10 protein-coding genes and 3 tRNA genes are annotated in these 13,965 nt (G+C 55.3%); 11 read left to right on the forward strand and 2 right to left on the reverse strand.

The annotated features are described in order from the left end of the window. Positions 1 to 266: 266 nt before the first annotated feature. Positions 267 to 2,828 (reverse strand): DNA mismatch repair protein MutS, encoded by a 2,562-nt coding sequence (gene mutS, locus ACWI0H_RS03620; RefSeq protein ID WP_485874909.1) that lies wholly within the window; start codon positions 2,826 to 2,828, stop codon positions 267 to 269. 83 nt (positions 2,829 to 2,911) lie between these two features. Here mutS and ACWI0H_RS03625 point away from each other — a divergent pair, with 83 nt between their 5' ends. From ACWI0H_RS03625 to ACWI0H_RS03665, 9 genes are all read left to right on the forward strand, one after another. Further along, a complete protein-coding gene (locus ACWI0H_RS03625; RefSeq protein WP_485876156.1) occupies positions 2,912 to 3,445 on the forward strand; it encodes a CinA family protein in 534 nt (177 codons plus the stop codon). A 103-nt stretch (positions 3,446 to 3,548) separates the two neighbouring features. After that, entirely contained in the window at positions 3,549 to 4,622 is a 1,074-nt protein-coding gene (gene recA, locus ACWI0H_RS03630; RefSeq protein WP_336273341.1) for a recombinase RecA, read from the forward strand. 24 nt (positions 4,623 to 4,646) lie between these two features. Then, complete coding sequence (locus ACWI0H_RS03635) at positions 4,647 to 5,111, forward strand: regulatory protein RecX (protein ID WP_008957513.1); 465 nt, start codon at positions 4,647 to 4,649, stop codon at positions 5,109 to 5,111. 223 nt (positions 5,112 to 5,334) lie between these two features. Continuing rightward, the gene (gene alaS, locus ACWI0H_RS03640; protein ID WP_485874912.1) at positions 5,335 to 7,944 is read left to right on the forward strand and encodes an alanine--tRNA ligase; all 2,610 of its coding nucleotides are present in this window, start codon (positions 5,335 to 5,337) and stop codon (positions 7,942 to 7,944) included. Positions 7,945 to 8,183: 239 nt separating this feature from the next. Further along, positions 8,184 to 9,434: an aspartate kinase gene (locus ACWI0H_RS03645; RefSeq protein WP_472955423.1), complete on the forward strand. Its 1,251-nt coding sequence runs from the start codon at positions 8,184 to 8,186 to the stop codon at positions 9,432 to 9,434. A gap of 193 nt (positions 9,435 to 9,627) precedes the next feature. Next, a complete protein-coding gene (csrA, locus tag ACWI0H_RS03650) occupies positions 9,628 to 9,816 on the forward strand; it encodes a carbon storage regulator CsrA (RefSeq protein WP_007111501.1) in 189 nt (62 codons plus the stop codon). 133 nt (positions 9,817 to 9,949) lie between these two features. Then, positions 9,950 to 10,042, forward strand: a tRNA-Ser gene (locus ACWI0H_RS03655). A gap of 78 nt (positions 10,043 to 10,120) precedes the next feature. Continuing rightward, positions 10,121 to 10,197: transfer RNA gene (locus ACWI0H_RS03660), tRNA-Arg, on the forward strand. Positions 10,198 to 10,240: 43 nt separating this feature from the next. Continuing rightward, positions 10,241 to 10,317, forward strand: a tRNA-Arg gene (locus ACWI0H_RS03665). A 344-nt stretch (positions 10,318 to 10,661) separates the two neighbouring features. Here ACWI0H_RS03665 and ACWI0H_RS03670 read toward each other — a convergent pair. Beyond that, the gene (locus tag ACWI0H_RS03670; protein WP_336273339.1) at positions 10,662 to 11,657 is read right to left on the reverse strand and encodes a tRNA dihydrouridine synthase; all 996 of its coding nucleotides are present in this window, start codon (positions 11,655 to 11,657) and stop codon (positions 10,662 to 10,664) included. Positions 11,658 to 11,795: 138 nt separating this feature from the next. Here ACWI0H_RS03670 and ACWI0H_RS03675 point away from each other — a divergent pair, with 138 nt between their 5' ends. Both ACWI0H_RS03675 and oadA read left to right on the forward strand, forming a co-directional pair. Then, complete coding sequence (locus ACWI0H_RS03675; protein WP_008957509.1) at positions 11,796 to 12,053, forward strand: OadG family protein; 258 nt, start codon at positions 11,796 to 11,798, stop codon at positions 12,051 to 12,053. A 91-nt stretch (positions 12,054 to 12,144) separates the two neighbouring features. Further along, entirely contained in the window at positions 12,145 to 13,965 is a 1,821-nt protein-coding gene (oadA, locus tag ACWI0H_RS03680; protein ID WP_485874916.1) for a sodium-extruding oxaloacetate decarboxylase subunit alpha, read from the forward strand.

The raw sequence follows: 13,965 nt of genomic DNA on the forward strand, positions 1-13,965 counted from the left end.
TATAAGCTAAAAGTTTGAGCGACATTCTAGTGGTGCGCCTACCTGGCGGCAAGCGCCTTATGATTCCAGTTGGTAGCAATGCCAGTACAGGTTTCCGCGAGGGCGCTGTAAACCCGTCCGTGGGCGCTACTTTCGACATCTGACCGCCATGGATGGCGGAAATGCCGGAATTGTCGGGAACATTTTCCGGCCCTGTCGAAAGACCCTCGCTTCAACCTGCCCTGGCACCTGAATCTCACTTATCGCCTTTCATTCTATAAGCACCATTAGATCAGGTCTCGCCACTGATACAACAGCGATAGCGCTTCCCGCGGCGTTAAACCATCCATATCGACATTTTCCAATGCCTCCACCACCGGGTGCGGTGCGGCTGCAAACAGGTCGTTTTGCTGGGGAGCCGTTCGCGGCGCTTGCGCTGTGTTATCTACATCGCGCTGCTCCAGGCTCATCAGCTTCTCACGGGCCCGTTTAATCACATGACCAGGTACGCCCGCTAATTGAGCGACCTGCAAACCGTAACTCTGGCTAGCCGGGCCTGCTTCAATGCGGTGCATGAACACGATGCTGTCGCCATGCTCGGTCGCCGTTAGGTGAATATTGGCTACGCCCTCCATGTGTTCAGGTAGGGCGGTCATCTCAAAATAGTGGGTGGCAAACAGCGTTAGCGCGCGCCCTTTGGCAAGATATTCCGCACTCGCCCAGGCCAGCGATAACCCGTCAAAGGTGCTAGTGCCGCGGCCAATTTCATCCATCAAAATCAAGCTTTGCTGGGTGGCATTGTGCAAAATATTGGCCGTTTCGGTCATCTCGACCATAAAGGTGGAGCGTCCGCCTGCCAGATCATCCGACGAGCCAATGCGGGTAAATATCCGATCCAGCGGGCCGATCTCGGCGGCATCGGCGGGCACAAAGCTGCCGCAGTGGGCGAGCAGAGCAATTAGCGCTGTTTGCCGCATATAGGTCGATTTACCACCCATATTAGGCCCGGTAATAATCAGCATATGCTGGTCGGGGTTAAGCGTAACGTCATTGGGCACAAAGGGCGTTTCGCTAACCTGTTCAACCACAGGGTGCCGCCCCGCCTCGATACGAATGCCTGTGGCCTCGCTCAGCGTCGGGCGCACCCAGCTCAACGCCTCGGCGCGTTCGGCAAAGGCGCACAGCACATCCAACTCCGCAAGCGCTTGAGAAGTGCTTTGTAGCGCGTGAAGGCTGTCATTCAGCTCGCCCAGCAGGCGGTCATAAAGCCACTTTTCACGGGTCAGTGCGCGGGACTTAGCCGATAGCGCCTTATCCTCAAACTCTTTAAGTTCGGGAATGATAAAGCGCTCGGCGTTTTTAAGCGTTTGGCGGCGGATATAGTCAGCAGGCGCCTGCTGCGCCTGGGAGCGCGGCAGCTCAATAAAGTAGCCGTGTACGCGGTTATAGCCGACTTTGAGATTGGCAAGCCCGGTACGCTCGCGCTCGCGGGTTTCCAGCCGAACAAGATAGTCGCCCGCGTTCTCGGCCATGCCCCGATGCTCGTCGAGCTCGGCGTCAAAGCCATCGGCGATGACGCCACCATCACGAATCACCACCGGCGGATTTTCGACTAGCGCACGGCTGAGCATATCGGCCATTTCTGGGTAGGGGCGAATATGCGGGCGCAGATTGTCTAGCGCGCTGCCGCTCTCTACCTCACTGAGCTGCTGCTCAAGCTCAGGAAGTGTAACCAGTGCATCCCGCAGGCGTGCCAAATCCCGTGGCCGGGCGCTGTACAGCGCGACCCGGGCCAGAATGCGCTCCACATCGCCCACATCGCTCAACGTCTCGCGCAGTGACATGTAAGCGGCATCTAGGCTTAGCAACGCCACGCCTGCATGGCGGTTTTGGACAATCTCTCGTTGGCGCAGCGGACGATTCAGCCAGCGTTTGAGTAGCCGCGAGCCCATCGCGGTGGTGCAGGTGTCCAGCACGCTCGCCAGGGTGTTGTCGCTATTGCCACCCAGGTTAATATCGATTTCCAGGTTACGTCGGCTGGCGGCGTCGATTACCACTGCATCGTCGCGATTCTCAACGCTTATCGCGGTCACGTGGGGCAAGCGCGAGCGCTGCGTGTCGCGGGCGTAATCAATCAGCACTCCGGCGGCAATCAGTGCGGTGGTTAAGTGCGCGCAGCCAAAGCCGCGTAAATCCTGCACTTCAAACTGATCGCACAGGCTGCGGGTGGCGCTCTCCAAATCAAACAGCCACTCGCCTTGGCGGCGCAGGCTGCGCTTTTGCGACCAGGCATCGGGTAGTGTCAGGCTTTCGGGCACCAGCAACTCAGCAGGGGAGAGGCGGGTAAGCTCGGCTAGCATCTCCGCTTCGCTTTCCACTTCCAATACGTTGAAGCGGCCGCTAGAGAGTTCCAGCCAGGCAAGGCCCCAGCTATCTTTACCGGGGGAGACTGATACCAGTACGTTGTCGCGGCGGGCATCGAGCAGCGCTTCATCGTGGAGCGTGCCGGGGGTGACGATACGTACTACCTGGCGATCAACGGGACCTTTGCTGGTAGCGGGGTCGCCAATCTGCTCACAGATGGCAACTGACTCGCCACCGGCGACCAGACGCGCCAAATAGCCTTCAGCGCTATGGTAAGGTACGCCTGCCATCGGGATGGGCTTGCCGCCCGACTGGCCGCGCTGGGTAAGCGTAATATCCAGCAGTGCCGCGGCGCGCTTGGCATCATCGAAAAATAGCTCGTAAAAATCCCCCATCCGGTAAAACAGCAGAACCTCGGGGTGTTCGCGTTTGATCTTTAAATACTGCGTGATCATTGGCGTGTTAGGGGGAATGGCCTGTGACATGGGCGTCCTGATTGAGCAATTTCTTTGAGAAAGCTAAACACAGTATTCTACGCTGAACAGACGACTCACTTGAAGGAGCGACCATAGTGCCCAGCGTATCTAGCCTGAAAAATCTTGATTTGACGCTGTTAGCTCAGCGCCTAGGGCGGCTTTGTCAGCAGTTGAAGGTGGAAGTGACCGCCGCTGAATCCTGCACGGGCGGTGGTATCGCCAGTGCGATTACCAGCACGGCGGGTAGCTCTGCTTACTTTACAACTGGCTATGTGACCTATGCGAACGCGGCTAAGACCCGCCTGCTCGGCGTGCCAGACGCTATACTGGCAGAACACGGGGCGGTGAGCGAAGAAGTAGTGAAAGCGATGGTGCAAGGCGCCTGCCGGGAAAGCGGTGCGGGCTTGGGCGTTGCCGTTAGTGGGGTGGCCGGGCCGGATGGTGGTAGTGCTGAAAAGCCGGTGGGTACCGTTTGGATCGCCTGGGGTGATACTGCCGAGCAGCAAGCCGAGTGTTTCCACTTCCCTGGGGATCGCCAAGCAGTGCGCGAGCAGGCAGTGCGTCAGGCGCTGGCAGGGCTGGTGGCACGCCTGGATGCACAGGTGAAGGCAGGCAAGCAGGAGTAAGGAAGGAAAATAGTTAAGAGAAAGCGTGATCAAGGATTTGTTTACGGCACAATCTTTGGCATACTACTGGGTAATTATACAGCTTGTTATGAGGAATCTCTGAATGGCTCAGGATGACAACCGCACTAAAGCGCTAAACGCTGCACTCACCCAAATCGACCGTCAGTTCGGCAAGGGCACCGTCATGCGTCTTGGCGACGCACCGCGTGTGGTCATGCCGTCGGTTTCCACGGGTTCGTTGGGTCTGGATATCGCACTTGGCATCGGCGGGCTGCCGTTTGGTCGTGTTTGCGAAATCTTTGGCCCGGAATCATCGGGTAAAACGACACTGACCCTTTCGGTGATTGCTCAAGCGCAAAAGCAGGGCAAAGTGTGTGCTTTCGTTGATGCCGAGCACGCCCTTGACCCCAGCTACGCAGAAAAGCTGGGCGTTAACCTGAATGATCTACTGATTTCCCAGCCGGACACTGGCGAGCAGGCGCTAGAAATTACCGACATGCTGGTGCGCTCCGGCGGGGTTGATGTCATCGTTATCGACTCGGTGGCTGCGTTGACTCCGCGCGCTGAAATCGAAGGCGAAATGGGTGATTCCCACGTTGGCCTGCAGGCGCGTTTGATGTCACAGGCGCTGCGTAAGATCACCGGTAATATCAAAAACGCCAACTGCCTGGTGATCTTCATCAACCAGATCCGCATGAAGATCGGCGTGATGTTTGGTTCACCCGAAACCACTACCGGTGGTAACGCGCTTAAGTTCTATGCCAGCGTGCGTCTGGATATTCGCCGCACCGGCTCGGTGAAAGTGGGCGATGAAGTCACCGGTAACGAAACCCGCGTGAAAGTGGTCAAAAATAAGGTGGCACCACCATTCCGCCAAGCTGAATTCCAGATTCTTTATGGCAAGGGTATCTACCACGCTGGTGAGGTCATCGACCTGGGCGTGCAGTGCAACCTAGTCGATAAAGCCGGTGCTTGGTACAGCTATAAAGGCAAGAAAATTGGCCAGGGTAAAGCAAACTCTGCGCTTTACCTGGAAGAGCATCCAGACATTATGCTCGAAATCGAAACACAGATTCGTGAGCAGCTCTTGGCCAAGCCTGATCCTAAAAAGGAGAAGGAAGGTGCACCTACCGAAGCGGCGGCCGAAGTGGATGCCAACGATGACGATCTGCTCTAAGTCTGTTCTAACTGAGACAATCTAATGGCCTTTATGTCTCAGCGCGATGCCACGCCCCGTGACATCGCGATTGGCCTACTGGCTCGGCGCGAATACTCTCGCGCCGAATTAGCCCAGCGCTTGAAGAAAAAAGCCTTCGACGATACCGCTATTGACGAGTGTTTAGACGCTCTGGCCGAGCAAGACCTGCAATCTGATGCGCGTTTTGCAGCTAGTTTCGTACGTTCGCGCATTCTGCGCGGCCAGGGTGTTATTCGTATTAAAGGCGAGCTTCGCCAACGCGGCGTTGATCAGGAAACCCTTAATACCGCTTTTGAAGAGGTGGAAGAAGGGGAGCAGGTTGACTGGTTCGAGCTAGCCCGGGAAACGCTGGCGCGACGCTTCGATAGCCCTGGTGAGACGCCTAAAGAGCGCGCTCGACGCGAGCGCTTTCTGGCTAGTCGTGGCTTCGATTTTGAGCAAATCCGCTATGCGCTTTCCTGTCTGTAATACATTTTCTCTATCTCTGTAATACTTTCCCCCTGCCTATAAAACGCCTGCTCTTACTTTTCTAATAGCGCTCTCATACGCTTTTCTAGCTATTTGTTTGCCTCTCTGCCACTAAGTGCGGCTTTAGTCGTTTGACAACTGCGCTATAATGGCCTCTTTGCGACCCCTGAGGGTAGCGTCGACAGCGCCCTGGGACACCACGCTTTCTTGTTACGGATACCCTATGAAAAGCGCAGAAATTAGACAGGCCTTTCTCACCTTCTTTGAAGAGCAGGGGCATACGATTGTACCCACCAGCTCTTTAGTGCCGGGCAATGACCCGACGCTGCTTTTTACCAATGCCGGCATGGTGCCTTTCAAAGATGTATTTCTGGGTCGCGACCCACGCCCCTACGTGCGTGCAACATCTGCGCAGCGCTGCGTACGCGCAGGCGGTAAGCATAATGATTTAGACAATGTCGGCTATACCGCACGTCACCACACGTTTTTTGAAATGCTGGGTAACTTCAGTTTTGGCGACTACTTCAAGCACGACGCCATACGCTTTGCCTGGGTATTTCTGACCGAAACGCTAGGTCTGCCTAAAGAGAAGCTGTGGGTCACGGTGCATGTCAGCGATGACGAAGCTGAACGTATCTGGAAAGACGAGATCGGTATTGACCCCGAGCGCTTTTCCAAATTAGACGAAGATAACTTCTGGCAAATGGGCGACACCGGCCCTTGTGGCCCGAGTTCGGAAATCTTTTTTGACCACGGTCCAGAGGTATGGGGCGGCCCTCCCGGTAGCCCGGAAGAAGATGGCGACCGCTACATCGAAATCTGGAACCTGGTGTTCATGCAGTTTGATCGTGATAGCCAAGGAACGCTCAACCCGCTACCCAAGCCCTCTATCGATACCGGTATGGGCTTGGAGCGCGTAGCTGCCGTCATGCAGGGCGTGCATTCCAACTACGAAATTGATCTGTTCCAGAGCCTGCTACAGGCGGCGGCTAAAGCGACCGGGCACCCTGATACCACTACACCTTCGCTGCGCGTGATTGCCGACCACATCCGCTCTTGTGCCTTCCTGATTGCCGACGGTGTACTGCCTTCTAACGAAGGGCGTGGCTATGTATTGCGTCGCATCATTCGCCGCGCGATCCGACATGGTCACAAGCTGGGTGCCGTAGAGCCGTTCTTCCACAAGCTGGTGGACGCGCTGGATGCCGAAATGGGTGATGCGTATCCAGAGCTTCGCGAAGCGAATGACCAGATCACTCGGGTACTGTTGAAAGAAGAAGAGCAGTTTGCTCGCACCCTGGACCATGGCATGGGGCTGTTGAATGCAGCCTTAGCCGAGCTGGATGGCAAGGTGCTGCCGGGTGAAACAGTGTTTAAGCTTTACGACACCTACGGCTTTCCTTTTGATCTCACCGCTGATGTGTGCCGCGAACGCGGCGTCACTCTCGATGAAGAGGGCTTTCAGCAGGCCTTAGAGGCCCAACGCGAGCGTGCCCGGGCGGCTAGCCAGTTCGGCGCTGATTACAGCGCCTCTATTGAGCTTGACGGTGAGACCGCTTTTACTGGCTATGACCGCCTGGAGGGTCAAGCCAAGGTAACGGCACTGGTCGACAGCGAAGGCAATGCGCTGGCCGCGCTGGAAGCGGGGCAGAAGGGCGTTGTGGTGCTAGATCGCACGCCATTTTACGGTGAGTCCGGAGGCCAGGTGGGCGATACCGGCTACCTGTATGTCGACGGCGGTCGTTTCCAGGTAACGGATACCCAAAAGCAGAGCGGGCATCACTTACACCAGGGCATTATGGTGGAAGGTTCGCTGAGTGTAGGCGCCAGTGTACGCGGCGAAGTGGATGCCAGCCTGCGTACCGCCACGATCCGTAACCACTCGGCGACTCACTTGTTGCACAAAGCGCTGCGTATGGTACTAGGCGATCACGTGCAGCAAAAAGGCTCGCTGGTTAATGCTGAGCGGCTGCGCTTCGACTTTAGCCATTTTGAGCCGATGACTGCCGAGCAGTTGGCGGAAGTCGAACGGTTGGTCAATGAGCAGATACTGGCTAATGCGCCGACTAAAACCGAGCAAATGAGCCTGGATCAAGCCAAAGCCAAAGGGGCGGCGGCGCTGTTTGAGGCCAAATACGCCGAGAATGTGCGGGTACTGACGATTGGTGCCGATGACTTCTCTATCGAGTTGTGCGGTGGTACCCACGTGGCACGCAGTGGCGATATCGGCTGCTGTCATGTGATGAGTGAAGTGGGCATTGCCTCCGGTGTACGTCGTATCGAAGCGATTACCGGCGAAAACGCACTTGCTTACTTCCGCGAGCAGGAAGCTCGCCTTGAGCGCTTGGGGGAACGTTTGAAGACCAAGCCTGAGCAAGTAGAAGCGCGGGTAGAGTCTCTGGTTGAGCGCAATCGTAGCTTAGAAAAAGAGCTTGAGCAGCTTAAAGCCAAGCTCGCCAGTGCTGCGGGTAGTGACATGCTGAGTCAGGTGCAAGAGGTCAACGGCGTTAAACTGTTAGCGACACAGTTGGAAGGTGTCTCTGGCAAAGACCTGCGCGGCATTCTTGACCAACTTAAGAACAAGCTCAGTTCCGGGGTCATTATCCTTGGGGTTGCCGACCAGGTGGCGGGCAAAGTCAGCCTGATTGCCGGGGTAACCCAAGATTTGACCGGCCGAGTGAAAGCCGGTGAGCTGGTTAACCATGTTGCCTCTCAAGTGGGAGGTAAAGGTGGTGGCCGTGCGGATATGGCTCAGGCAGGAGGTAGCCAGCCCGATGCCCTGCCGGATGCGTTGAAGAGCGTACCGGCATGGTTGGAAAACGCACTTAGCTAAACCCAAAGGCCGGTGGCATGATTGTCACCGGCCTTATTTGTTTAGGAGATCTCTGATTAACTATTGCGCTTGTTCATACGGCGTTGAAATTAGCTTCAAAATGCTCATTTACTTTATGTAAACTCCGCTTTTTCATCTAATTTCGCCTTGTCTGAACTGCGCTCATTACGTTAATCAAAGACTCCTAGTGATTAATGTAACTTCACCCTCCATTCCCGAACGCATAGGAAAAACGGCATATGGCACTATACGTACAGAAGTTCGGCGGCACTTCGGTGGGCTCTGTCGAGCGTATCAAGGCCGTAGCGGAAAAGGTTAAGGGCTTCCGCGATCAAGGCCATCAGGTGGTGGTTGTGGTCTCGGCCATGAGCGGCGAAACCAACCGCCTCACGGACATGGCTCAGGCACTTAATGACGATCCCGCACCGCGCGAGATGGATATGCTGCTGTCGACCGGCGAGCAGGTGACGATCTCCCTACTCGCCATGGCGCTGCAGCAAATTGGCGTGCAAGCCACTTCACACACTGGCGCCCAGGTAGGTATCCATACGGACAGCGCCTATACCAAGGCGCGTATCCAGCGCATCGAAACCGACGATCTAAAAGCTGACCTGGAAGCAGGGCAGGTAGTGGTCGTGGCTGGTTTCCAAGGGGTCGATGAGGACGGCAACATCACGACCCTGGGCCGTGGTGGCTCTGACACCACGGGTGTAGCCCTGGCCGCCGCACTTGGCGCCGATGAGTGCCAGATCTACACCGATGTTGACGGGGTATACACTACTGACCCCCGCGTATGTTCCAAAGCGCAGCGCTTAGAGAGCATTACCGTGGAAGAGATGCTGGAACTCGCCAGTCTCGGCTCTAAGGTGCTGCAGATCCGCGCAGTAGAGTTTGCCGGTAAATACAACGTACCCCTGCGGGTGCTGTCGAGCTTTGAAGACGGCCCCGGTACCCTAATTGTTGCAGAAGCAGACAAAGACGAGGACGCTATGGAAGAACCACTGATCTCCGGTATCGCCTTTACCAAGAATGAAGCCAAACTGACCTTGCTCAACACACCGGATGTGCCAGGCGTCGCTTCTCGTATTCTTGGCCCGATTGCCGATGCCAATATCGAAGTCGATATGATCGTACAGAACGTTGCCCCGGCTGGTGACTATACCGACTTCACCTTTACGGTTGCCAAAGGCGATTACAAAGCAACCAAGAAACTGCTTGAAGAGACGGTGATCCCGGATTTAGGTGGTGGTGAACTGCGTGGTGATGACAATATCGCCAAAGTCTCCTTGGTAGGTGTAGGAATGCGCTCTCACGCAGGGGTGGCATCCAAAATGTTCCGCGTGCTGGCTGATGAGAACGTCAATATTCGTATGGTCTCCACCTCTGAGATTAAAATCTCAGTCGTCATTGATGAGAAGCATATGGAACTTGCCGTCAATGCATTACACAAAGCCTTTGGTTTAGATAAGGCAGATATCGAATCTGAATAACATTAATGCCTTAAATCTTCTACGCTGAAGGGGTACTTGCTGCCATGTGGTGGTGAGCTTTCTTTCAACGGGAAGTTGAGGTGTCATGGAGCCGGAGCCGTTGGTGACAGGCAACGCTATGCCGCATAATGGCCTAGTGTTGCCTCGGGCTGACACATCCCGTTGCATTAAACGTCTGAAAAGGAGATCAGCCATGCTCATCCTAACTCGCCGTGTTGGCGAAACCTTGATGATCGGTGATGAAATCACTGTCACCGTCTTAGGTGTGAAAGGCAATCAAGTGCGTATTGGTGTTAATGCGCCTAAAGATGTTGCGGTTCACCGGGAAGAGATTTATCAGCGCATTCAGCGTGAAAGAAATAGTGAAAACGAAGTGGAATAAGACTTGCGGGTTTGCATGATGACGCGATGCTTAAGACGTAAGCTGATAGGTAAGATATGGTCGGCGCGAAAAAAATCGGCAGAGGACTAGACACAAGATCCCTAAATCGGTAATATTCGCGCCGTGCCGTTGAGGAGAGGTGGCCGAGTGGCTGAAGGCGCTCCCCTGCTAAGGGAGTATAGGGTTTATAGCCCTATCGAGGGTTCGAATCCCTCTCTCTCCGCCAATAGCATGACCATTAAGTACTTAGGTTATAGAATACTTAAAAAAGTACTTAGCTAGAAAGTACATGGTCACAAGGTATGCGCCCGTAGCTCAGCTGGATAGAGTACCTGACTACGAATCAGGGGGTCGGAGGTTCGAATCCTCCCGGGCGCGCCACCTACTTAGTAGCAGTATTAGTATAGATTAGTTGTAACATTACGCGCCCGTAGCTCAGCTGGATAGAGTACCTGACTACGAATCAGGGGGTCGGAGGTTCGAATCCTCCCGGGCGCGCCAGATTTCAAAACCCGCTCTCTTATCGAGAGCGGGTTTTCTGTTTCCAGTCTGCCTGCTTGTTTCTAACCTGACTGACTATTTTCCAGCCTGACCGGTATATAAGCTCGCGCTCCGGTCTTGCGATCGTGTGTAGCGCCCCCCGCTTTGCGGTAGGGCGCTTTTTTTTGGCTATAAATTGATAAGGCGTTGCGGAAAGGGCGCTAGGGCTCTGCCTGAAAGGTCGGCTAGCGAAGACAAGACAAGGCAAAAATTGGCGAAGAAACGGAGTTTACGGGGTGTAAATGAGTATTCTGAGCCAATTTTTAACGCCGTATTGTCGAGCTCAGGCACTTTTCAGACAGAGCCTAAGCCAGGGTGGCGTGCTGCTCGTCAACCACAAGTCTATCGAGCAGGTGATCCAGTTCGGTAATGCGCTTCACCCGCTGAAAGTTCTGCTCGGCTTCGGCACTGCCTTGGCGCATTTGGGCAAGCCACTGCTTTACCAGAGAGACGACAACGCGGTCAGGCAGCTGTTGGCGCTGCAGAGCGGCGTACTCTTTGAGTACGTTGGCGCGCATGGACCAGCTGCTTTCGGGCAACCGCTCGCCGGTCTGTAGCCAGTGACGGATGCGTGGCGCAAGCCAGGGGTCTGCCAGTGCACTGCGGCCTAACATCACATCGCGACAGCCTGAAAGCGTTCGAGCTTTCCAGTAATCCTCCAGCGTCCAGATATCCCCATTGGCGACAACGGGGATGCTGACATGGCGGCGTATTTTGCCAATCCATTCCCAGTGCGCAGGCGGTCGGTAGCCTTCATCGCGGGTGCGGGCGTGTACGACCAACTGCGCTGCTCCACCTGCTTCGGTGGCTTGAGCACAGGCAACCGCTAAGCGGCGGTTGGCGAAGCCCAGGCGGATCTTGGCTGTGACCGGGATTTGCCCGTCTAACGCATCATGGACGGCTCTAACCGCTTGGTAGACCCGATCGGGCTGGCGTAAGAGCGAAGCGCCGCCATCGTGTCGATTGACCAGTTTGGCTGGGCAGCCGAAATTAAGGTCAACGCTAACTGCGCCAAGTTTGAGCGCCTGCTGCGCATTGGCCGCTAGGGCAGCAGGGTCTGAGCCCAAAAGTTGTAAATGCACAGGAATCCCGCTCGGCGTTGCCACCGGCGGTTGCGCAAGTTCCGGGCAATGCTTATAAAACACTCTTGGCGGTAGGCGTGCATCGACGACGCGGACAAATTCGGTAACCGTCCAGTCGAACCCCGCGTGACGGGTTAACAGGTCACGCGTCAGTGCGTCGATGACCCCTTCCATAGGGGCTAGGCCAATTCTGCCGTTTTGTAGTAAATTAACAACCATGACTTCCACTATCGCGCCATTGCATTCTATTCTGGGTGTGGCAGGTTAGTGTATTCCCCTCACTGCGCCAAGGGGCTTTAATAGCCGCTGGTGAAATAACGTGTCTAGCAACTGTACTTCGAGAGGTAGGAGCGTCTTATGCAGGATTATGAACTATTGCAGGACGGGTTGGCGTTAATGGCGCTTGGTATGGGTGTTGTGTTTGTTTTTCTTACTATTTTAGTTATTAGCGTTACGCTAATGTCGAAGTTGATTGGCCGTTTTCAGCCTGCCCCCACCGCGGCTGAAGTGAGCAAGAAGTCGCCGTCATCTTCAGCGCCTGCCAGCCAAAATGACGAGATGTTGGCGGTGATCAGTGCTGCAGTGCACCGTTATCGCTCGACACGACGTCGTTAACTTTCTCATTTTTTTCTATCTCAGCCCTCTCTAGGCTATTTTTTTGTTATTTTTACTACAAACTGACAATTCTCTACGGTGAGCTAAGACCATGAACGAAACAAAACGCCCTCTAGGCATTACCGATGTCGTGCTGCGCGATGCCCATCAATCGCTATTTGCGACGCGTATGCGTTTGGACGATATGCTGCCGATCGCCGAAAAGCTGGATCGCGTTGGCTACTGGTCGCTGGAAACCTGGGGTGGGGCGACCTATGACGCTTGTATCCGCTATTTGGGTGAAGATCCATGGGAGCGTATCCGCGCCCTGAAAGAAGCCATGCCAAATACGCCCCAGGCAATGCTACTGCGCGGCCAGAACCTGCTGGGCTACCGCCACTACGCCGACGACGTGGTCGATAAATTTGTCGAGCGGGCAAAAACCAACGGTGTTGACGTCTTCCGCGTTTTTGACGCCATGAATGATCCGCGTAATTTGGAGCGCGCCATTCAGGCGGTGCGTAACGTCGAAGGCCACGCCCAGGGCACCATCTCTTATACCGTGAGCCCGGTACATACCCTGGATAGCTGGGTTGATCTCGCCAAAACCATTGCCGGTTTGGGCGCAGATTCATTGGCTATCAAGGATATGGCGGGGCTACTCACTCCTTACACGGCCTTCGACCTTGTTTCGCGGCTCAAAAAAGAGCTATCGATTCCGGTGCATCTGCACTGTCACGCCACCACAGGCCTGTCTACGTCGACCATTTTGAAAGCAGTAGAGGCCGGGATCGACAACGTCGACACCTCGATCTCGTCCATGTCGATGACCTATGGCCACAGTCCCACCGAGTCAGTGGTGGCAATGCTCAAAGACACCGGTCGCGATACCGGGCTGGATCTTGAGCTGCTGGAAGATATTGCCGGTTATTTCCGCGAAGTGCGCAAAAAGTACGCCGCCTTTGAAGGCTCGCTGCGCGGTATTGATTCACGCATTCTGATTGCTCAGGTGCCAGGCGGCATGCTGACCAATATGGAAGGCCAGCTTAAAGAGCAGGGCGCGGGCGATAAGCTTGACGATGTGCTGAACGAGATTCCTCGCGTACGCGAAGACCTTGGCTTTATCCCGCTGGTAACGCCCACGTCGCAAATCGTCGGCACCCAGGCGGTGATGAACGTGATGATGGGCGAGCGCTATAAGTCGATCTCCAAGGAAGTTCAGGCGCTGCTCAAGGGTGAATATGGTGCTGCACCAGCGCCCTTCAATGCCGAGCTGCAAAAGCGCGTGTTGGAAGGCGGTGAGCCGATTACCTGTCGCCCGGCGGACAATCTCTCACCTGAAATGGATAGATTGGCCGCCGAACTGAAGGAGAAAGCCAGCGCTGAAGGTATCCGCTTGGCCGAAGACAAGCGCGAAGTCGATGACGTGCTGACCTATGCGCTATTCCCACAGATTGGTTTGAAGTTCCTTAAAAATCGTGACAATCCCGACGCCTTTGAGCCCGCTCCCCAAGCGGCTGAGGCGAGTGCTGCCAATGCCCCTGCTAAGGCTAAGGCTGAAAGTAAACCACCAGTAGCTGCCAGTGGCCCAGAAACCTACACGGTTAAGCTCAACGGCAAATCCTTTGTGGTCGAGGTTTCTGAAGGCGGTGAACTGGGCGAGGTGCAAGAGCAAACGGCAGCCAGTACTACTGCACCCATAGAGGAAGCTCCGGCACCCAGCGGTGAAAGCATCGATGCGCCGCTGGCGGGCAATATATTCAAGGTCAATGTACGCCCTGGTGAGCAAGTCGCTGAAGGTGATGTGGTCATCATTCTTGAAGCGATGAAAATGGAAACCGAAGTGCGTGCCAGCAGCGCAGGCACTGTGTCTAAGGTCAACGTCAGCGAGGGCGACAGCGTAGCCGTAGGCGATACGTTGATCGAGCTCTAA

The sequence above is a fragment of the Halomonas sp. NYA30 genome (assembly GCF_976980765.1).